The organism is Staphylococcus sp. HMSC065D05, from assembly GCF_001813195.1.
GTDB classification, from domain to species: domain Bacteria; phylum Bacillota; class Bacilli; order Staphylococcales; family Staphylococcaceae; genus Staphylococcus; species Staphylococcus epidermidis.
Map to the genome: position 1 here is coordinate 134,999 of NZ_KV811746.1, position 19,585 is coordinate 154,583.

Here is a 19,585-nt window from a genome sequence, read left to right on the forward strand (position 1 = left end):
TGAAGAAATACGAATATCATGGTGAGATGATATTTAATTAACTGAATCATTGACGAGTGAATTTATGAATAATACGATATAATATGAACAGAGGTGACTTTATGGCAGACATGGAGAGTGCACATCACTCAGAGCAAATAAAAACAAATTTAAAATCAAGATTAAATAGAATAGAAGGTCAAGTAAGAGCAATCAATCGTATGATTGATGACGATGTTTACTGTGATGATGTACTAACTCAAATTAGAGCAACACGTTCAGCATTGAATAGTGTAGCTATTAAATTACTAGATCATCACATGAAGGGTTGTATTATGGAAAAAATAAACGACGGTGCGCAAGAAGAAGCAATGGATGAATTGCTCGTGACATTCCAAAAATTAATAAAAGATTAAGAGGGTATGAAATTGAAAAAAGGATTGATACATGTTTCAGGTATTAAAACAACTGAACAAGAGAAACAGCTCAAAGATCATTTATCTAAGATGATAGGCATCAATAGTGTGGATATCGATTACCAAATGAATGAGATTCGAGTGGAATTTGACACTCCCGCAAATTTAAATAACATTGAAAAAGAAATTTACGATTGCGGATTTCGTATTTTATAATTAAAGGATTGTGTTTAATTCGTTTTTTTCTTTGAATTATTATAACTTTTAGAAATATTTAAAAATATTTCTTGGATGATGTAGTAAAGTAGAAGTAATTAGGGTATGATGGATATGAAGCTATTTCTAACGAGGTGATAATTGTGAAGAATCAGGATAAGATTCAAAATGTAGTCAAATTATTATCATCATTGGGTGTGAATATTAAGAAAACTAAATCTCGTTTAGATATTATTAATACTTTGCCTACATCTAATCAAGTAAGTCATGAATTAAAATGATTTGCATGATAATATAATATTTTATGTATTGATTATCTAAATTAATATAAAAAAGAGAGACACTGTTCAATGTGAATAGTGTCTCTTTTTTATATAGGTTAAATTGTATTAGATTTTTTAGATAATGCGGGTATTTGATATCGTTGAGGTTCATGATAATAAATTGAAAGAACTACTCCTATACCAGTCATTAAACTCCATAAAGAACTTCCGCCGTAACTAATAAACGGAAGTGGTATACCTGTAATAGGTAGTAATTGAACCGTCATGCCGATATTTTGTAACACGTGAAAGACAATCAACGATACATATCCTATGATAAATACTTTGTTAAACTGATTATCAATTTTACTAGCTAATCGTATAAGGTGGAATATTAAGAATAAGAAAAGTAATATCAATAATACTGAACCTATAAAGCCCATTTCTTCGCCAATCACTGAAAAAATAAAGTCGGTATGATTCTCAGGAATATAAACTTCGCCATGGTTATAACCTTTACCTAATAATTGACCAGAACCAATAGCTTTTAAAGATTCTGTTAAGTGATATCCATCCCCACTACTGTATGAATAGGGATCTAACCAAGAATTGATACGTCCCATTTGATACATTTTTATTCCTAATAGGCTCTCTATTAAGGATGGTTTATAAATGATAGCTAATATAATACTAGAGCCACTTACAAATGCAACAATAAAAAGAGGGGCTAATATTCTCCATGTTATTCCACTTACTAACATGACACCAGCTATAATTGCACATAACACCAAAGTAGTACCTAAGTCATTTTGCAATAGAATTAATGCCATAGGTATAATGGATACACCTATAATTTTAAAAAATAACATTAAATCAGACTGAAAAGACTTATTAAATGTAAATTGGTTATGTTTAGATATCGTTTTAGCTAAAGCAAGTATAAGTATAATTTTCATGAATTCGGAAGGTTGGATGCTTATAGGACCGAAACTGTACCAACTTTTAGCACCATTAATAATTGGGGTGATTGAAGTTTCAGGTAAAATAAGTAATCCTATTAATAGAATGCAAAATATACTATATAAAATATAAGTATTACTTTTAATTTTCTTCGGTGAAATTATCATAATTAAAAGTGCAATAATAGCTCCGAAAATATAATAAATGATTTGTCTAATACTGAAATTTGCACTATATTGTCCGCCACCCATAGCGGAACTGATTAAAATAACACTTGTTAGTGCTAATAGCGATATAACTAGTACGAGTATCCAGTCGACTTTACGTAACCAGTTTCGTTTAGGTTGTTGACGAGAAGAATAATTCATTGCTTACTCCTTTATGTATATGGATCACTTTACAAAATTGCTGTAGATACTTTTACAATATTTTAATTATCGGTATTCATTCAAATTTTCTAATCAAATATATATTAATTTTACATGACTTCTTTTAAATTTGCTAGAATATCAAAGAATGATAGCACCTTTTTAACTTTTAATATGTAATAGTCATAATAAAAATATGTATATTGACCCAAATTGTCACTAAAATTTAGTTCTATATTTAGATTATCAAATGCAATTGAATTTCAAAATATGATAATATTAAGTTTCAGAAGTCGTTATGAACTTAAAGTAGCAAATAAAAAGATCAATTAAACAATTACGTCAAAGAAAAAGGCTAAAAGAACTGTAATTGTAATGGAGGAAAACGAAATGACAAAAGAAAATATTTGTATCGTTTTTGGAGGTAAAAGTGCAGAACACGATGTTTCAATTTTAACTGCACAAAATGTTTTAAACGCAATTGATAAAGAACAATATCAAGTTGATATCATTTATATAACAAACGATGGTGAATGGAAGAAAAAAGATAATATTACACAAGAAATAAAAAATACTGACGAACTCGTCATTAATGATGTAGAAACTGGAGAAATCTCACAATTACTCAGTAAAGGTAGTTTAGGAAGATCATATGATGCAGTGTTCCCGTTATTGCATGGTCCAAATGGAGAAGATGGAACTATCCAAGGTCTTTTTGAAGTACTGGATATACCATATGTAGGTAATGGTGTGTTAGCTGCTTCAAGCTCAATGGACAAACTCGTGATGAAACAATTATTTGAGCATAGAGGTTTACCTCAATTACCTTATATTAGCTTTTTAAGAAGTGAGTATGAAAAATATGAAAATAATATCATTAAATTAGTTAATGATAAGTTAACATATCCGGTATTTGTAAAACCTGCTAATCTTGGTTCAAGTGTTGGTATAAGTAAATGTAACAATGAAGAAGAATTAAAATCTGGGATAGCTGAAGCATTCCAATTTGATCGTAAACTTGTCATTGAACAAGGAATTAATGCTAGAGAGATTGAAGTAGCTGTCTTAGGTAACGATTATCCCGAAACAACATGGCCTGGTGAGGTAGTTAAGGATGTAGCATTTTATGATTATAAATCAAAGTATAAAGACGGTAAGATTAAATTAGATATTCCAGCAGATTTAGATCAAGATGTTCAAATGACATTAAGAAACATGGCATTAGAGGCCTTTAAAGCTACTGATTGTTCGGGATTAGTTCGTGCAGATTTCTTTGTTACTGATGATAATCAAATTTATATCAATGAAACAAATGCCATGCCAGGATTTACTGCATATAGTATGTATCCAAACTTATGGAAAAATATGGGCTTATCTTACCCTGATTTAATTGCTAAATTGATTGATTTGGCTAAAGAACGTTATGAAGATAAAAAGAAAAATAAATATAAAATTGATTATTAGAGGTTTTAGTTATGATAAACGTCACATTAGAGCAAATTAAAAACTGGATAGATTGTGAAATTGATGAAAAATATTTAAAAGAAACAATAAATGGGGTTTCAATTGATTCACGGGAAATCAACGAAGGGTCGTTATTTATACCGTTTAAAGGCGAGAATGTTGATGGCCATCGTTTTATTACACAAGCGTTGAACGATGGTGCTGGAGCTGTTTTTAGTGAAAAAGAGAATAGGTATTCTGAAGAGATCCAAGGTCCTATTATTTGGGTAGAAGATACTTTAATAGCCTTACAGCAATTGGCAAAAGCATATCTAAATCATGTAAATCCTAAGGTGATAGCGGTCACTGGTTCTAATGGAAAAACAACCACAAAAGACATGATTGAAAGTGTATTATCAACTGAATTTAAAGTTAAGAAAACACAAGGAAATTATAATAATGAAATTGGAATGCCGTTGACTTTACTAGAACTTGATGAAGACACAGAAATTTCTATTCTAGAAATGGGAATGTCAGGTTTTCATCAAATAGAGTTGTTATCTAACATCGCACAACCTGATATAGCTGTCATCACAAACATTGGTGAGTCACATATGCAAGATTTAGGATCGCGAGAAGGTATTGCAAAAGCTAAATTTGAAATAACAACTGGTCTCAAAACAAATGGTATATTTATTTATGACGGAGATGAACCTTTATTAAAACCTCATGTTACTCAAGTTAAAGATGCGAAATTAATCAGCATTGGATTAAATTCAGACAATACATATACTTGTCATATGAACGATGTGAAAAACGAAGGTATTCATTTTACTATCAATCAAAAAGAACACTATCATTTACCAATTTTGGGCACGCATAATATGAAAAACGCTGCTATTGCAATTGCTATTGGACATGAATTAGGCTTAAATGAAACAATAATTCAAAATAATATTCACAATGTGCAATTAACTGCTATGAGAATGGAAAGACATGAATCATCAAATAATGTAACAGTAATTAATGACGCATATAATGCAAGTCCAACAAGTATGAAAGCTGCCATTGATACATTAAGTGTCATGAAAGGTCGAAAAATTTTAATATTAGCAGATGTACTTGAATTAGGACCTAATAGTCAAGTGATGCACAAACAAGTTGGTGAATATTTGAAAGATAAAAATATAGATGTTTTATATACATTTGGTAAAGAAGCCAGTTATATCCATGATAGTGGTAAAATTTTTGTTAAAGAAGCAAAACACTTTGATCAAAAAGAACAGTTAATTCAGACGTTAATATCTCAAGTTAAACCAGAGGACAAAGTCTTAGTTAAAGGTTCACGGGGTATGAAGCTTGAGGAAGTTGTTGACGCATTGTTGTAATATAAAATCTAATTTTAAAGCATGCAATGAATGAGCATCTGTAAATTAATTTGGGTGTTACTTTCAACGCATGCTTTTATTTTTTTAGTAAATCATGCAAAACGCTTACATTACATATTGCACGACCTTTTTGAAAGTTAAATTGTTTGATGAATTACATTGAAAACAGTAAATGTGTGAAATTGCTTTATTGCTATAATATTTTTAAGGTGGTACTATATAGAAGTTGATAAAACATAAGTGACCATATATGTAAAAAAGCATATTAAGAAATATACACGTAAAAGGAGAATTATTTTGCAAAATTTTAAAGAACTAGGGATTTCGGATAAAACGGTTCAAACATTGGAAACAATGGGGTTTAAAGAACCGACACCTATCCAAAAAGATAGCATCCCTTACGCGTTAGAAGGAGATGACATCCTTGGACAAGCCCAAACTGGTACTGGGAAAACAGGGGCGTTTGGTATACCTTTAATTGAGAAAGTTGTAGGCCAACAGGGTGTTCAATCATTAATTCTTGCGCCAACGAGAGAGCTTGCTATGCAAGTAGCTGAGCAATTAAGAGAGTTCAGTAAAGGTCAAAAAGTACAAGTTGTTACAGTCTTTGGCGGTATGCCTATTGAAAGACAGATTAAAGCATTAAAAAGAGGCCCTCAAATTGTAGTAGGTACGCCAGGAAGAGTTATTGATCATCTTAATCGTCGTACACTTAAAACTCAGGGAATTCACACGCTTATTTTAGATGAAGCAGATGAAATGATGAATATGGGATTCATCGATGATATGAGATTTATTATGGATAAAATTCCAGCTGAGCAACGTCAAACTATGTTATTTTCAGCTACGATGCCAAAAGCAATCCAAGAATTGGTACAGCAGTTTATGAAAGCTCCTAAAATAATTAAGACAATGAATAATGAAATGTCAGATCCTCAAATTGATGAATATTATACAATCGTTAAAGAATTAGAGAAATTTGATACATTTACAAACTTTTTAGATGTTCATCAGCCTGAATTGGCGATTGTCTTTGGTCGTACTAAACGCCGCGTAGATGAATTAACAAGCGCGCTATTATCTAAAGGATACAAAGCAGAAGGTTTACATGGCGATATTACCCAAGCGAAACGTCTAGAAGTATTGAAGAAATTTAAGAACGATCAAATAGATATTTTAGTTGCTACAGATGTTGCTGCACGTGGTCTTGATATTTCTGGTGTGAGTCATGTTTATAATTTTGATATCCCTCAAGATACAGAAAGTTATACTCACCGTATTGGACGTACCGGTCGAGCAGGAAAAGAAGGTATTGCAGTTACTTTTGTAAATCCAATTGAGATGGATTATATTCGACAAATTGAAGATGTCAATAATCGTCGAATGAAAGCATTAAGACCTCCACATCGTAAAGAGGTGCTTAAAGCGCGTGAAGATGATATTAAAGAAAGAGTTCAAAACTGGATGTCAAGAGAGAACGAGCCGCGTTTACAAAGAATATCAAGTGAATTACTTAAAGAATATGATAGTACAGAATTAGTAGCCTCTTTACTTCAAGAACTTGTAGAAGCTAACGATGAAGTGGAAGTACAATTAACATTTGAAAAACCGTTAGCACGTAAAAATCGCAGTAGTAAAGGCGGTTTTAGAAGAAGTAATCATAAACGTGGTAATGGTAAGTTTGATAATAAAAATAGACGATCAAAAGGTTCTAAAGGTCAATCAAGTAAAAAGAAAAATTCAAAGAAATTTGACCGTAGAGATAAGCAACAAAAAAGTGGTAATCAATCACTAAAAGGTCGCACATTTGCAGATCACCAAAAATAAATTAATTAACTAGCCTGAGATAATATTTTTTGTCTCAGGCATTTTTATTTATACGGATTAAAAAGTACATATGTATTGAGCATAAATCTTATTATATATTAGGTGTGACGTGTCGATATGAATTTTTTCATTTTCGTATGGAAATAAATTTTTTAATAAATAATAAATTAAAAATATTGGACACTGTTATTTTTTAGACTTTATTATCACTATGCTATAATGTGGGTAAATCTTGAAAAGGAGTACATTTATGAAAAATGATAGTACGTTTCATAGAAGTCCAATCCAAGCGCTAAAGTACTATTACATCACTAGTTGTATAGGTTTATTTATTTTGCTTATAATATTCAGTTTACTTTTGTATTTTAGTTTTTTAAATCATTGGTGGCCTTTTACATCATACATCTTTCTTGGGCTAGGTTTGTTATCGATTTTAAACACTTGTATATCTCCACTAATTAAATATAGATATCGTTATTATAAAATTCACGAAGACTTTGTCATTTTAAAAAGATTATTTATTTTTAAGAAAGAAGAATTAAGCAAAATAGAGAGAATACAATTTATTGATATTGGAACTAATCCGTTATCAAAAAAATTAAATCTTAATTCTGTAACTTTATTTACTGCAGGTCATACAATCTCATTTCCAATAATATCTGAGAAAGAAGCACAAAATATTCAACAACAAATACTATTGAGATTGAGAGGTGCCAATGACGATGTATAGTCCGCAAAAGCTACATCCAATTTCTTATATTGATGGCTTGATTAGTGTGATTAAATCAAATTTCATTGTAATTATCATCTTTTTATTTAATATAAAAGATTTTAAATATGATGATTTTTCGTCTTATATTATTCCAGGTATAATGACTTTGATATTTTCTATCGGCTTCATTCATAATATTATTAAGGTTTATAATACACGATATTGGATTGAAGAGGATCATTTTATATTAACTACTGGTGTTTTTAATAAGGAACGAAAAGAACTTAATATTAGTCGCATACAATCTGCAGATACGTCTCAAGGTTTGATTAATCAGATTGTTGGCGGTGTTGAACTCATCATTAAAACACCTAGTGATGGCATAGAGTTAGGGACAATTTCAAAAAAGCAAAGTGAAGTTATTGAACAAGAATTGCAATCTATTCAAGAACGCATGAATAACCAGGTAAATCAAGAAGCTAAAGAGTTAAATGAAGAGAACCATACTCAGACATATCAGCAACATGCCAAGCCCCAATATGCCATATTTAAAATGCCTTTTAAGCAACTATTATTTATGTCTATGACAAGTGGAGCTATAGCGCTTGCTTTTGTGACGCTATCCCCTATTATTGGCAGTCTCTCAAGTGTTATTCCATGGGATAAATTTGGTGAAGAAATATCTTCAGTATTTAAAACGATATATTTCATTGTCATCTTTATTGTCATACTAGTGTTATTATTAAGTTATATAATCGGAACTGTCATGTACTTAATTAAGTTTTATGGATATCGAGTTATTCAAGAAAATAATCAACTTAAAATTCAATATGGATTATTTACGAAGAAAAATATCACTGTACCAACTGACCGACTGCAAGGTGTACTTGAACATCAATCTTTTATACGAAAATTATTTGGTTATACATCTATACATTTCTATATTACAAGCGATATAGATGCCACTGAAGGGGAACCCACTGATAATGACGGAAGAATTATGATTTTACCGTTTATTCCAAGAAAAGAGGCATATAAAGTGATTAGGCCTTTAGTTCCTGAGATGACATTTAATCATGCTAAAATTGGTATGCCTTTAAAAGGATTTCATCGTCACTTTTTAATTCCTTCCTTGTGTCTTATTGGTATGGGCATTATTGGATGGTATATGTGGTCTTTATGGTCTTTAATTATAGCTTTATTACCAATCTCATTATTTTTTGTTTACGCTATACTTTATACACGTTTTAGTGGTTTTTCTTTTAGCGAATCAGAGCTAGTTGTACAAAAAGCGTCTATATTAAATATTAAGAGATTTTATGTTAAAAAAGAAAAAGTCTTAGGAATGGCTATTAGTCAACATCCCTTTCTTGAAAGAAGCCAACTCGCAAATTTTCAATTTGTTATTGCTAAAGGTAGTAGTAGGCAAAATATTGGCTTGAAGTTTAGTGAAGTAGATAATGTTCTTAAACTCAAAAATTGGTACATGAAAGGTGATACTCATGAAGTCTTATAAATATATGCACCAAAATGGTATTAAAGTAATGAGAATTAGTGGTGCTTTTTGGACACTTTTACTAGTGATAGCATTGTCTATTTTAATATTGCTTAATGAATTAAAATTCCATTTTATTAATACTAAAAATTTAATAATTGGAGCAATAATTTTAACTACAATAGTTTGTATTTTATTCATGATTCTAGTGCCTTGGTTTAAGTTTAAACATCTTAGATATTTTTTAGATGATAAAGAAATACATATTAGAGAAGGTATCATTTTTATAGATGTGCACGTCATCCCATACTTTAGAATACAAAATATAGATATTGTTGAGGGATTTATCATGAGAAAGTTCCAACTCGCTTCGCTGTCTTTATCAACTGCTGGGGGGAATTCTGAAATAGCTTTGATAGATATTCGAGAAGCACAAAGATTAAAAAAACAAATTAAACAACAAAAATCAATAACGACAAATGTAGCTTCATCAGAAAAAATAAACGATGATATATTAAAGACTTGATAAAAGATTATTGATGATATACTAAAGAGGCGATACAAGTGATTTATGGAATAGGTATAGATCTAATAGAAATTAAACGAATTAAAAATCTTCAGAATCAAACAAAATTTATTGAAAGAATACTTACTATAGAGGAAAGGGACAAATTAAATCAGTATACACATGAGCAACGTAGATTAGAATTTTTAGCTGGTCGCTTTACTGTGAAAGAGGCATTTAGTAAGGCCTTAGGTACTGGGTTGGGGAAATCAGTATCGTTTCAGGATATTAACTGTTACAACGATGCACTAGGTAAACCATGTATTGATTATCCTGGTTTTGATACACATGTGAGTATTACACATACTGAGAATTATGCTATGAGTCAAGTTATTCTTGAAAAAAACGAATGAAAATTGGATAGAATTTTAATCATCAGAAATAAGATAAAGTAAGTAGTTTCAAGGAGGACATGTATATGTCAGAGAAGTTTTATAGAGCAACATATTTAAATGTGAATTTAGATGCAATTTTAGCAAATTATCAAAATTTCAATCAATTACACGCTAATAAAACTGTCATTTCAGTTATTAAAGCTAATGGATATGGATTAGGAAGTGTGAAAATAGCACAACATTTAATGCGTCATGGTGCAACATTTTTTGCAGTGGCTACACTTGATGAAGCAATAGAATTAAGAATGCATGGAGTTGATGCTAAATTATTAGTTTTAGGTGTTGTTCCAACAGAAGACATTGAGAAGGCTATACAGCATCGTGTTGCTTTAACAGTACCTTCTAAAGCATGGTTGAAGGAAACTATCAAGCAAATTCCTGATGATAACCAAAAAAATTTATGGTTACATGTAAAATTAGATACTGGTATGGGCCGAATTGGAATGAAAGATATAGATGAATATAAAGAAGTGGTTGACCTAATTAATAAAAGAAATCATTTAGTTTTTGAAGGCGTTTACACACATTTTGCGAGTGCAGATGAACCTGGAAGTTCTATGAACGAACAATATACTTTGTTCAAAGAGATGGTTAATCAAGTTGAGAAACCAATCTATATTCATTGTCAAAATTCTGCTGGATCACTACTCATGGATGGTCAATTTTGTAATGCAATAAGATTAGGAATCTCTCTTTATGGATACTATCCTTCAGAATATGTTAAAGATAATGTAAAAGTTCATTTAAGACCGAGTGCGCAGTTAGTATCAGAAACGGTTCAAGTCAAAACGCTAAAAGCTGGTGAAACTGTTAGTTATGGACGTACATATACTGCTGCTGAAGAAATGACAATTGCAATTTTACCTATTGGGTATGCCGACGGATATTTAAGATCGATGCAAGGTGCGTTCGTCAATGTTAACGGGAATCAATGTGAAGTCATTGGACGTATTTGTATGGACCAAATGATAGTTAAGGTTCCTTCTCATGTAAAAACGGGTGAAAAAGTAATACTTATGGATAATCATGTTGATTCACCACAATCAGCTGAAGCAGTAGCGAATAAACAAGGTACAATTAACTACGAAGTATTATGTAATTTATCAAGACGTCTTCCAAGAATATATTATTATGATAATAATGAAGAGGTTACAAACGAATTGTTAAAATAGTATAGTCACTGATTAGGAAATTTGTTATTATAAAACTAAATTGATGCTAATATAACAACTTTTGGAATCAGATGGAGGTTCTTTTCATGTTATCTTTTAATCAAAATAGAAACCACAGTCTTGAACAATCTTTAAAAGAAGGTTATGCACAAATGGCCGATTTAAACCTCTCCCTAGCAACAGAAGCTTTCCCGATAGAGTGTGAAGCTTGTGATTGCAACGAATCACATTTAATATCTAATTCCAAGAATGAATGATTAGAAGAGGAGATGTTTATTTAGCGGATTTATCACCAGTTCAAGGGTCTGAACAAGGGGGAGTAAGACCTGTAGTTATCATTCAAAATGATACTGGTAATAAATATAGTCCAACTGTAATTGTAGCTGCGATTACTGGTAGGATTAATAAAGCGAAAATACCAACCCACGTAGAAATTGAAAAGAAAAAGTATAAATTAGATAAAGATTCAGTTATTCTTCTTGAACAAATTAGAACACTAGATAAAAAGCGTTTAAAAGAAAAATTAACATTTTTATCAGATAGTAAAATGATAGAGGTTGATAATGCCTTAGATATTAGTTTGGGATTAAATAACTTTGATCATCATAAATCTTAAATAAATATATGTAGTAAACATAAAAAAATATTGAAATAAAAGGCAATAACTTTATAATAATTAAGTGTTTAAGTAATATTAGGATATTTAAACACTCGTATAGGTGTCGGTATGTCTATTTATCTTTGATTTAAGACGTATCACTATAGTTATTATGAAAATGTATTTATTATAAAAGGATGTCTTGAGTTTTTAAGGCTTTAGGTTATCCATTCCTAAAGTCTTTTTTAGCTATCAACAAAGTTTTAACACCAAAAATTATGCTATTCGCAGAAAGTAAATAAAGGTTTCGTATTGTTATAAAACTGATGGGATATTGAAGTGGAAGTAAGGAGGCACATTTAGTGGAAGAATTCACAAAAAGTTATAAAGCCCTTGTTAAAGAAAGTTTAATAACTAACAATAAAACATTATTAATTAAGAAATGTGAAGCATTCACAAATGAAGTTATAAAGAAAGATGTTTTACCTGAAGATATAGTTGAGATACATAAAGATTATATTAATACATTAGATTTGGCAGAAGAAGATATTTTAGAAACGCTCGATGTGTTACAAGAAGTCGTTAAAGGATTTGGATATAGTTACCGAGATTACCAAAGACTTGTTAATAAGCTTCAAGTCCACGATAAAGAAATGGATTTAGCCTCAAGACTTCAACAGACTATGCTGAAAGCTGATATTCCACAATTTGATAGCATTCAAATAGGAGTGATATCTGTTGCTGCACAAAAAGTAAGTGGGGATTATTTTAATCTTATTGATCATAAAGATGGCACAATGAGTTTTGCTGTGGCAGATGTTATAGGTTCAGGCATTCCAGCAGCTTTAGCTATGAGTATGATAAAATTTGGCATGGATGCTTATGGACATTCACAACTTCCTAGTGATGGTTTGAAGCGTTTGAACCGTGTTGTTGAAAAGAACGTTAACCAATATATGTTTGTCACAATGTTTTATGGGCTGTATGAAGAGATGAATCATCTTCTATACTGTAGCTCAGCTGGGCATGAACCTGGCTATATATATCGCGCAGAAACTGAAGCGTTTGAGGAAATTGGTGTGCGAGGAAGAGTTCTAGGTGTGAGCCCCAAAACACGTTACAGCCAACAAGAGATTCCTATTTACCTTGATGATTTAATCATTATTTTTACTGATGGTGTCACAGAGGCACGTGATGTAGAGGGGAATTTTATTGATAAAGATAAGTTGTTAGACTTAATTCAAAAATATAAGCATATGCATCCACAGGATATTGTGCAAATTATTTACGAAGCTATTTTAAAATTACAAAATCCTGCGAGAAAAGATGATATGACTATTTTAATTATAAAAAGAGTAAACTAAATTATAAAATGTAGATTAAATTTAATTCATGTAGGGTATAGGTAATTTTGAGTACATATGTAGGATAAAAACATCTGATAAAGACTAGGAGTGTATTAAATGAATCTAAATATTGAAACAATAACTCATGATGATTTTTATGAGGTTAAAGTTGGTGGAGAATTGGACGTATATACTGTACCTGAATTAGAAGAGGTACTAGTACCAATGAGACAAGAAGGAACACATGATGTTCACGTTAACTTAGCTAATGTGAGCTATATGGATTCAACAGGCCTCGGTTTATTCGTAGGCACATTAAAAGCATTAAATCAAAATGATAAAAATCTCTATATCTTAGGTGTCTCAGAGCGGATAGGTAGATTGTTTGATATTACAGGATTAAAAGATTTAATGCATGTTAATGAAGGAACGGAGGTAGAATAACATGCAATCTACACAAGATTATATTGAAATGCGGTTGCCAGCTTCTGCAGAATACGTAAGTTTAATACGTTTGACGCTTTCAGGGGTATTTTCAAGAGCTGGCGCATCTTACGATGATATAGAGGATTCTAAAATAGCAGTGAGTGAAGCGGTGACCAATGCGGTTAAACATGCATATAAAAAAAATTCTGAAACAGGTATGATTAATCTTTGTTTTGAAATATTTGATGATAGAATTAAAATCGTTATTTCAGATCAAGGAGAAAGTTTTGATTATGAAGCTACAAAATCACATTTAGGTCCATATAATGATAACGAAAATATTGATTTTCTACGTGAGGGTGGTCTGGGATTATTTTTAATTGAGTCTTTAATGGATGAAGTTACTGTTTATAAAGAATCTGGTGTAACAATCAGTATGATTAAGTATATAAAAAAAGAGCAGGTGCGAAATAATGGCGAAAGAGTCGAAATCAGCTAGTGAAGTATCACCTGAACAAATTAACCAATGGATTAAACAACATCAAGAAAACGAAGATAGCCTAGCTCAAGATAAATTAGTAAAACATTATCGTAAGCTAATTGAATCTTTAGCTTATAAATATTCTAAGGGACAATCACATCATGAAGATTTAGTTCAAGTGGGTATGGTTGGTCTAATAGGTGCTATTAATAGATTTGACTTATCATTTGATCGTAAGTTTGAAGCCTTCTTAGTACCAACAGTTATTGGTGAGATTAAAAGATATTTACGAGATAAAACATGGAGTGTTCATGTACCTAGACGTATTAAAGAAATCGGTCCAAGAATAAAAAAAGTTAGTGATGAATTAACAAATGAACTTGAACGTTCACCATCTATTAGTGAAATCGCACAACGCTTAGAAGTTTCAGATGAAGAAGTTTTGGAAGCGATGGAGATGGGTCAGAGTTACAATGCCCTGAGTGTGGATCACTCTATAGAAGCAGATAAAGATGGTTCGACAGTTACATTATTAGATATTATGGGACAACAAGATGATAATTATGATTTAACGGAAAAGCGTATGATATTAGAGCGTATTTTACCTATTTTGTCGGAGAGAGAAAGACAAATCATACAATGTACTTTTATTGAAGGTCTTAGCCAAAAAGAGACTGGTGAAAGAATTGGTCTTAGTCAAATGCATGTTTCACGTTTGCAACGTACTGCAGTAAAAAAATTACAAGAAGCTGCAAGACAATAAACGAGTTGTTAACAGTGTTGGTAATTAAATCCGTTATAATAGCCTGGAATGAATTTAAAAAATAGTTCATTTCAGGTTTTCTTATATTTGTATTTGTAAGGTTTGATAAAATTAAAAATTAGTATTAGTTATATGAAACGTTTGATACTATTCGAATGAATTTTATCAATTTGAATTATACCTCTATTTTTACTAGGCACTCTGATTAAAATAAAGCGCTAGAAAATCAAATTTAATTATTATGTTAAGATAAATAAGTAATTTTAAAGAAAAGCGTGGTAGAAAAAACAAATGGATAACAGTTTAATTGAAACAATTGTAAGTAAATATCAATTTTCGGAAAAACAAATTAAAGCAGTTTTAAAATTGTTGAAAGAAAACAATACGGTTCCATTTATAGCGAGATATCGTAAAGAAGCTACAGGTGGACTTGATGAAGTAGAAATTAAACAAATCAATGATGAATATAACTATATGTTAAATCTTCAAAAACGTAAAGAAGAGGTAATACATAATATTGAACAACAGGGTCTATTAACGTCAGAATTAAAGAAAGACATATTAACACAGACGAAGTTACAAAGAGTTGAGGATTTGTATCGTCCATATAAACAAAAAAAGAAAACACGTGCAACTGAAGCTAAAAGAAAAGGGTTAGAAGATTTAGCAGACTGGTTTTCACAATCAAAATTGGATTCAAAAATTGAAGATAAAGCCCGATTATTCTTAAATGATGAAGTGACTACAATTGAAGATGCAATAGAAGGGGCTAAAGATATTATAGCTGAACGTATTTCGGATAATCCTCAATATCGCTCTAAAATACTTAAAGATGTTTATAATCAGGGACTAATTGTTTCCTCGAAAAAGAAAAAAGCCGAAGATGAGAAACAAACATTTTCTATGTACTATGATTACAATGAACCAATTAAACGTATTGCAAATCATCGTGTTTTGGCGATGAATCGAGGAGAAAAAGAAAAAGTATTATCAATAAAAATTGATTTTGATACGACACGTATTCAAAGAGAAATAGAAAATGTTGAGATAAAAACTCAAAATGAGGCAACTCCGTTTATTAAAGAGGCTATTCAGGATAGTCTCAAGCGATTAATTCTTCCTTCAATAGAAAGAGAAATTAGAGGAGATTTAACACAAAATGCAGAATCTCATGCAATAGATGTATTTAGTGAAAATCTTAGAAATTTATTACTACAACCACCAATGAAGGGTAAACAAATTCTTGGAGTAGATCCAGCATTTAGAACAGGGTGCAAACTTGCTGTCGTCAATCCATTTGGTACCTTTATTGCTAAAGGTGTTATTTATCCTCATCCACCAATATCAAAAATTGAGTCAGCAGAAAAAGAACTAGTCAAGATGATAAGTGACTATGATATTGAACTTTTAGCGATTGGTAACGGTACTGCTAGTAGAGAAACTGAACAATTTGTAGCTCAAGTAATAAAAAAATATCAACTTCAAGCACAATTTATCATAGTCAATGAAGCTGGCGCATCAGTTTATTCAGCATCAGAAATTGCTAGACAAGAATTTCCAGATTTTCAAGTAGAAGAACGAAGTGCAGTTTCAATTGGTAGAAGAGTTCAAGATCCTTTAAGTGAACTTGTTAAAATAGATCCTAAATCTATAGGAGTAGGACAGTACCAACATGATGTCAATCAAAAAGATTTAAGTAGGGCTTTAACGTTTGTAGTGGAGACTGCCGTCAATCAAGTTGGTGTGGATGTGAATACTGCTTCTAAATCCTTATTACAATATGTATCAGGTCTCACATCAACTATTGCTCAAAATATTATTGATTATAGAGAAGAAAACGGACCTATAAAACATCATAAAGAAATTAGTAGGATTAAACGTTTAGGCGCAAAAACCTTTGAGCAAAGTATTGGTTTTTTAAGAATTGTTGATGGTAAAGAACCTTTAGATAATACTGCAATACACCCTGAAAGTTACGATGTTGCATATCGCATGCTTCATCAATTAGATTTAACTGCACAAGATATAGGTTCCGTTAAACTCAAAAACACGTTATCAAATGTTAATATTTCAACTCTTGTGTCTCAATTAAATATTGGTGAACCTACATTAAAAGATATAATACAATCATTGATTGCACCTAATAGAGATCCAAGAGATGAATTTGAAACACCTATTTTGAAGTCAGATGTATTATCGATTGAAGATTTATCTAAAGGCATGAAATTGAATGGCACAGTAAGAAATGTTGTTGACTTTGGAGCATTTGTAGATATCGGTGTTAAACAAGACGGGCTAGTACACATATCAAAATTATCTAAGAAATTCGTTAAAAATCCAATGGATATGATAAGTGTAGGAGATATTGTAGAAGTTTGGATTTTAGATATAGATGAAAATAAAGGCAAAGTTTCATTGACAATGGTTGACCCAAATGAATGATTTAGCATTACAAAACCTGACTGAAAGTATAGCGATAAAATATTTTGGCAAAGCTTTTAAGCACGAGGTATATTATAATAAGCGTTTACGTACCACTGGTGGTAGGTATATATTAAGTAGTCATAATATAGAAATAAATCCAAAACAGTATGAAATGTTTGGAGAAAAAGCTGTCATTGATATCATAAAACATGAACTGTGTCATTATTTTCTTCATTTATCTGGTGAAGGATATCAACATCGTGATAAAGCATTCAAAATTTTGAGCGCTAAAGTAGGAGCACCTAGATTTTGTACTCCGACAGAATCTTATCAAGATAGAGCTAATTATAAATATAGATGCATCTATTGTGAACAAGAATTTATTCGTATAAAGCGTGTGAATCTGGGAAAAATGCGCTGTGGACGATGTGGAGGTGTTTTAAAACTTCTTCAAACAAGAAAGTGATAGAATTTAAATCACCATTTTGTTTTGAAAATAGGTTGTTAAAATTGACAAAAGAGTACTTGTACTAATCCTATATAAATTTAACCTGAGCCATTTATAATGTCTCAGGTTTTTCTATGATATGTCTTGAAGATATATTTAAAAAGTAGCCGAGTTAGGCGAACAATTATTAAAATAAGATGTAACAGATATGTAATTTTATTTTGAATCATTGAGAAACCTTTAAATTATCTCACAGTTTTTGATTTAATACTGAAAATTGAAATGATAACAATCATAAATTATACGTTTGATAATTGTTGTCTAACAAATTTATTATTAGGTGTCTTAATTAATTGTAAAGTAATAACTGATGATTTGAATATGATGATGTGACTTTTTTACATTTTTATTCTCCATATAAAACTATTTTTAGTTATCCTTGACTTACGTTATGGTAATAAAAAAATAAAAAGAACTTATTTGTATTTTTTAATTGAAGTTTAAGATAATATTGTAGAACGATTTAAGATGTGATGCTATATAATTCGTCTTGTGCATAATGTTACAAACAAAATTTAAATTATAGGGTGTAAAAGCATTGACAATGTAATTGTTGTGATATATTATAGTTATCGTTGTCTTAATAAGAGATCCTAATATTAAGTGCTAATTAATTTTATTAATATAAAGTTAAATTATTATTGACAAAACCTAACGAAGCATTTACAATAGTTATTGTTCTCGATAATTAAATTCTAATTATGCGTTTTGCCAGCGGTCGTGGCGGAATGGCAGACGCGCTAGGTTGAGGGCCTAGTGGGAGTTAATCCCGTGGAGGTTCAAGTCCTCTCGGCCGCACCAAATTGAATTTTATATCTACATGCGGGTGTAGTTTAATGGCAAAACCTCAGCCTTCCAAGCTGATGTTGTGGGTTCGATTCCCATCACCCGCTCCATTTTATTTATCCACAGTAGCTCAGTGGTAGAGCTATCGGCTGTTAACCGATCGGTCGTAGGTTCGAATCCTACCTGTGGAGCCATGGCTCCTTGGTCAAGCGGTTAAGACACCGCCCTTTCACGGCGGTAACACGGGTTCGAGTCCCGTAGGAGTCATACAAACAGAAGTGAAATATCGCTTCTGTTTTTTTATTACTATATTCTAGCATGGAGAGTTGTCCGAGTTGGCCGAAGGAGCACGCCTGGAAAGTGTGTAGGCGTCACAAGCGTCTCGAGGGTTCGAATCCCTCACTCTCCGTTATTTGCTTATACCTCGTTAAATCTCGTGAAACAAAACGTTGATTTAACGGGGTTTTGTTATATCTTGTTATCTTTCGTTAAACCTCGTAAATTAGACCCAACGTTCCTCTATATTGTTGAATTGATAAAAACGTCCCCGCAAAATTAAATTGCGTTCCCGTTTATATTTTCCAATACATTCACTGCTTTTTCTTTCTGCTCAACTTCATCTAATAAATGCGAATATACATCCATAGTAGTTTTAATATTTTTGTGACCTAATCTCTTTGAAATGTAATAGATAGATACGTCGTTGTGTAGTAAGTAAGAGCAATATGTATATCTTAAACTATGCAAAGTCTATTTATTCATCTTATTTGCTATGCAGAATTTTTTTAGTGTATTATTATACTGCATTATAAGTGATAAAAGATACAGCTGTGATAGTAGTTTTTGTGGATAAACATACAGGCATTTGAACTAGTATTTTTATAAAATTTTCATATCAGTAGGGGAACATGTACAGTTTTATATGATTTTTTCGGTTAATGTTCTAGACAAGTGTATTGTATTTTTTTATTCTAAATCATTTCTACTTAAATTTTTGAACTTATCCAAAACTTCTTCTAGCAATGACACAAAAATATATAAACACATATGATTA

General features: G+C 31.1%; 21 protein-coding genes and 5 tRNA genes. 24 read left to right on the forward strand and 2 right to left on the reverse strand.

What is annotated here, in order from left to right:
• Positions 1-101: 101 nt before the first annotated feature.
• The 3 genes from csoR to HMPREF2897_RS05720 all read left to right on the forward strand — a co-directional run bounded on the left by csoR (position 102) and on the right by HMPREF2897_RS05720 (position 892).
• Positions 102-395, forward strand: a complete 294-nt coding sequence (gene csoR, locus HMPREF2897_RS05710; protein ID WP_002458700.1) for a copper-sensing transcriptional repressor CsoR — start codon at positions 102-104, stop codon at positions 393-395.
• Positions 396-401: 6 nt separating this feature from the next.
• Entirely contained in the window at positions 402-611 is a 210-nt protein-coding gene (locus HMPREF2897_RS05715) for a putative copper chaperone CsoZ (protein WP_002447767.1), read from the forward strand.
• A gap of 143 nt (positions 612-754) precedes the next feature.
• On the forward strand, positions 755-892 hold the full coding sequence (locus HMPREF2897_RS05720) for an Lmo0850 family protein (protein WP_001829949.1): 138 nt from the start codon (positions 755-757) through the stop codon (positions 890-892).
• A 98-nt stretch (positions 893-990) separates the two neighbouring features.
• Here the strand turns inward: HMPREF2897_RS05720 and HMPREF2897_RS05725 are convergent, their stop codons facing one another.
• Positions 991-2,202, reverse strand: a complete 1,212-nt coding sequence (locus tag HMPREF2897_RS05725) for an FtsW/RodA/SpoVE family cell cycle protein (protein ID WP_002447766.1) — start codon at positions 2,200-2,202, stop codon at positions 991-993.
• A 390-nt stretch (positions 2,203-2,592) separates the two neighbouring features.
• Between HMPREF2897_RS05725 and HMPREF2897_RS05730 the strand changes: the two genes are divergently transcribed.
• From HMPREF2897_RS05730 to HMPREF2897_RS05830, 21 genes are all read left to right on the forward strand, one after another.
• Positions 2,593-3,666: a D-alanine--D-alanine ligase gene (locus HMPREF2897_RS05730; RefSeq protein ID WP_070592793.1), complete on the forward strand. Its 1,074-nt coding sequence runs from the start codon at positions 2,593-2,595 to the stop codon at positions 3,664-3,666.
• 11 nt (positions 3,667-3,677) lie between these two features.
• Complete coding sequence (gene murF / locus HMPREF2897_RS05735; protein WP_070592794.1) at positions 3,678-5,033, forward strand: UDP-N-acetylmuramoyl-tripeptide--D-alanyl-D-alanine ligase; 1,356 nt, start codon at positions 3,678-3,680, stop codon at positions 5,031-5,033.
• A gap of 297 nt (positions 5,034-5,330) precedes the next feature.
• Positions 5,331-6,860 (forward strand): degradosome RNA helicase CshA, encoded by a 1,530-nt coding sequence (locus HMPREF2897_RS05740; protein WP_070592795.1) that lies wholly within the window; start codon positions 5,331-5,333, stop codon positions 6,858-6,860.
• A 250-nt stretch (positions 6,861-7,110) separates the two neighbouring features.
• On the forward strand, positions 7,111-7,590 hold the full coding sequence (locus tag HMPREF2897_RS05745; protein WP_002447762.1) for a PH domain-containing protein: 480 nt from the start codon (positions 7,111-7,113) through the stop codon (positions 7,588-7,590).
• A complete protein-coding gene (locus HMPREF2897_RS05750; RefSeq protein WP_070592796.1) occupies positions 7,583-9,088 on the forward strand; it encodes a PH domain-containing protein in 1,506 nt (501 codons plus the stop codon). Before HMPREF2897_RS05745 ends, HMPREF2897_RS05750 begins: the two co-directional genes overlap by 8 nt.
• A complete protein-coding gene (locus HMPREF2897_RS05755; protein WP_002447760.1) occupies positions 9,075-9,593 on the forward strand; it encodes a PH domain-containing protein in 519 nt (172 codons plus the stop codon). The genes HMPREF2897_RS05750 and HMPREF2897_RS05755 overlap by 14 nt, the downstream gene beginning before the upstream one ends.
• Positions 9,594-9,631: 38 nt before the next feature.
• Positions 9,632-9,985, forward strand: coding sequence for a holo-ACP synthase (gene acpS / locus HMPREF2897_RS05760; RefSeq protein WP_002447759.1), 354 nt, complete (start codon positions 9,632-9,634; stop codon positions 9,983-9,985).
• Positions 9,986-10,050: 65 nt separating this feature from the next.
• A complete protein-coding gene (alr, locus tag HMPREF2897_RS05765) occupies positions 10,051-11,199 on the forward strand; it encodes an alanine racemase (RefSeq protein WP_002458690.1) in 1,149 nt (382 codons plus the stop codon).
• An 86-nt stretch (positions 11,200-11,285) separates the two neighbouring features.
• Positions 11,286-11,456, forward strand: coding sequence for a type II toxin-antitoxin system antitoxin MazE (gene mazE, locus HMPREF2897_RS05770; protein WP_001829931.1), 171 nt, complete (start codon positions 11,286-11,288; stop codon positions 11,454-11,456).
• Positions 11,453-11,815 carry a type II toxin-antitoxin system PemK/MazF family toxin gene (locus tag HMPREF2897_RS05775; protein WP_002447757.1) on the forward strand — a complete coding sequence of 121 codons (363 nt, stop codon included), beginning with the start codon at positions 11,453-11,455 and terminating at the stop codon, positions 11,813-11,815. The genes mazE and HMPREF2897_RS05775 overlap by 4 nt, the downstream gene beginning before the upstream one ends.
• Before the next feature lie 344 nt (positions 11,816-12,159).
• Positions 12,160-13,161, forward strand: a complete 1,002-nt coding sequence (locus HMPREF2897_RS05780; protein ID WP_070592797.1) for a SpoIIE family protein phosphatase — start codon at positions 12,160-12,162, stop codon at positions 13,159-13,161.
• Between the two features lie 99 nt (positions 13,162-13,260).
• Positions 13,261-13,587: an anti-sigma factor antagonist gene (locus HMPREF2897_RS05785; protein ID WP_001829952.1), complete on the forward strand. Its 327-nt coding sequence runs from the start codon at positions 13,261-13,263 to the stop codon at positions 13,585-13,587.
• A gap of 1 nt (position 13,588) precedes the next feature.
• Entirely contained in the window at positions 13,589-14,068 is a 480-nt protein-coding gene (rsbW, locus tag HMPREF2897_RS05790) for an anti-sigma B factor RsbW (RefSeq protein ID WP_002447755.1), read from the forward strand.
• Positions 14,043-14,813, forward strand: a complete 771-nt coding sequence (gene sigB, locus HMPREF2897_RS05795) for an RNA polymerase sigma factor SigB (RefSeq protein WP_002447754.1) — start codon at positions 14,043-14,045, stop codon at positions 14,811-14,813. The genes rsbW and sigB overlap by 26 nt, the downstream gene beginning before the upstream one ends.
• A 291-nt stretch (positions 14,814-15,104) precedes the next feature.
• Positions 15,105-17,255, forward strand: coding sequence for a Tex family protein (locus HMPREF2897_RS05800; protein ID WP_070592798.1), 2,151 nt, complete (start codon positions 15,105-15,107; stop codon positions 17,253-17,255).
• On the forward strand, positions 17,248-17,703 hold the full coding sequence (locus tag HMPREF2897_RS05805) for a SprT family protein (RefSeq protein WP_070592799.1): 456 nt from the start codon (positions 17,248-17,250) through the stop codon (positions 17,701-17,703). Before HMPREF2897_RS05800 ends, HMPREF2897_RS05805 begins: the two co-directional genes overlap by 8 nt.
• Positions 17,704-18,459: 756 nt before the next feature.
• Positions 18,460-18,546, forward strand: a tRNA-Leu gene (locus HMPREF2897_RS05810).
• Positions 18,547-18,567: 21 nt separating this feature from the next.
• Positions 18,568-18,641 (forward strand) — tRNA-Gly (locus HMPREF2897_RS05815).
• A gap of 9 nt (positions 18,642-18,650) precedes the next feature.
• Positions 18,651-18,725 (forward strand) — tRNA-Asn (locus HMPREF2897_RS05820).
• 1 nt (position 18,726) lies between these two features.
• A tRNA-Glu gene (locus HMPREF2897_RS05825) sits at positions 18,727-18,798 on the forward strand.
• A 53-nt stretch (positions 18,799-18,851) separates the two neighbouring features.
• Positions 18,852-18,940: transfer RNA gene (locus HMPREF2897_RS05830), tRNA-Ser, on the forward strand.
• A gap of 146 nt (positions 18,941-19,086) precedes the next feature.
• Here HMPREF2897_RS05830 and HMPREF2897_RS13120 read toward each other — a convergent pair.
• A complete protein-coding gene (locus HMPREF2897_RS13120) occupies positions 19,087-19,278 on the reverse strand; it encodes a tyrosine-type recombinase/integrase (protein ID WP_083310231.1) in 192 nt (63 codons plus the stop codon).
• Positions 19,279-19,585 lie beyond the last annotated feature (307 nt).

Bases quoted from the DNA above. Each gene is read 5' to 3' on its own strand.
- rsbW (WP_002447755.1), top strand. From the start codon at position 13,589: ATGCAATCTACACAAGATTATATTGAAATGCGGTTGCCAGCTTCTGCA.
- HMPREF2897_RS05750 (WP_070592796.1), top strand. From the start codon at position 7,583: ATGTATAGTCCGCAAAAGCTACATCCAATTTCTTATATTGATGGCTTG.
- HMPREF2897_RS05715 (WP_002447767.1), top strand. From the start codon at position 402: ATGAAATTGAAAAAAGGATTGATACATGTTTCAGGTATTAAAACAACT.
- HMPREF2897_RS05725 (WP_002447766.1), bottom strand. From the start codon at position 2,202: ATGAATTATTCTTCTCGTCAACAACCTAAACGAAACTGGTTACGTAAA.
- HMPREF2897_RS05805 (WP_070592799.1), top strand. From the start codon at position 17,248: ATGAATGATTTAGCATTACAAAACCTGACTGAAAGTATAGCGATAAAA.
- HMPREF2897_RS05775 (WP_002447757.1), top strand. From the start codon at position 11,453: ATGATTAGAAGAGGAGATGTTTATTTAGCGGATTTATCACCAGTTCAA.
- csoR (WP_002458700.1), top strand. From the start codon at position 102: ATGGCAGACATGGAGAGTGCACATCACTCAGAGCAAATAAAAACAAAT.
- sigB (WP_002447754.1), top strand. From the start codon at position 14,043: ATGGCGAAAGAGTCGAAATCAGCTAGTGAAGTATCACCTGAACAAATT.
- alr (WP_002458690.1), top strand. From the start codon at position 10,051: ATGTCAGAGAAGTTTTATAGAGCAACATATTTAAATGTGAATTTAGAT.
- HMPREF2897_RS05745 (WP_002447762.1), top strand. From the start codon at position 7,111: ATGAAAAATGATAGTACGTTTCATAGAAGTCCAATCCAAGCGCTAAAG.
- HMPREF2897_RS05755 (WP_002447760.1), top strand. From the start codon at position 9,075: ATGAAGTCTTATAAATATATGCACCAAAATGGTATTAAAGTAATGAGA.
- HMPREF2897_RS05730 (WP_070592793.1), top strand. From the start codon at position 2,593: ATGACAAAAGAAAATATTTGTATCGTTTTTGGAGGTAAAAGTGCAGAA.
- murF (WP_070592794.1), top strand. From the start codon at position 3,678: ATGATAAACGTCACATTAGAGCAAATTAAAAACTGGATAGATTGTGAA.
- HMPREF2897_RS05785 (WP_001829952.1), top strand. From the start codon at position 13,261: ATGAATCTAAATATTGAAACAATAACTCATGATGATTTTTATGAGGTT.
- HMPREF2897_RS05800 (WP_070592798.1), top strand. From the start codon at position 15,105: ATGGATAACAGTTTAATTGAAACAATTGTAAGTAAATATCAATTTTCG.
- mazE (WP_001829931.1), top strand. From the start codon at position 11,286: ATGTTATCTTTTAATCAAAATAGAAACCACAGTCTTGAACAATCTTTA.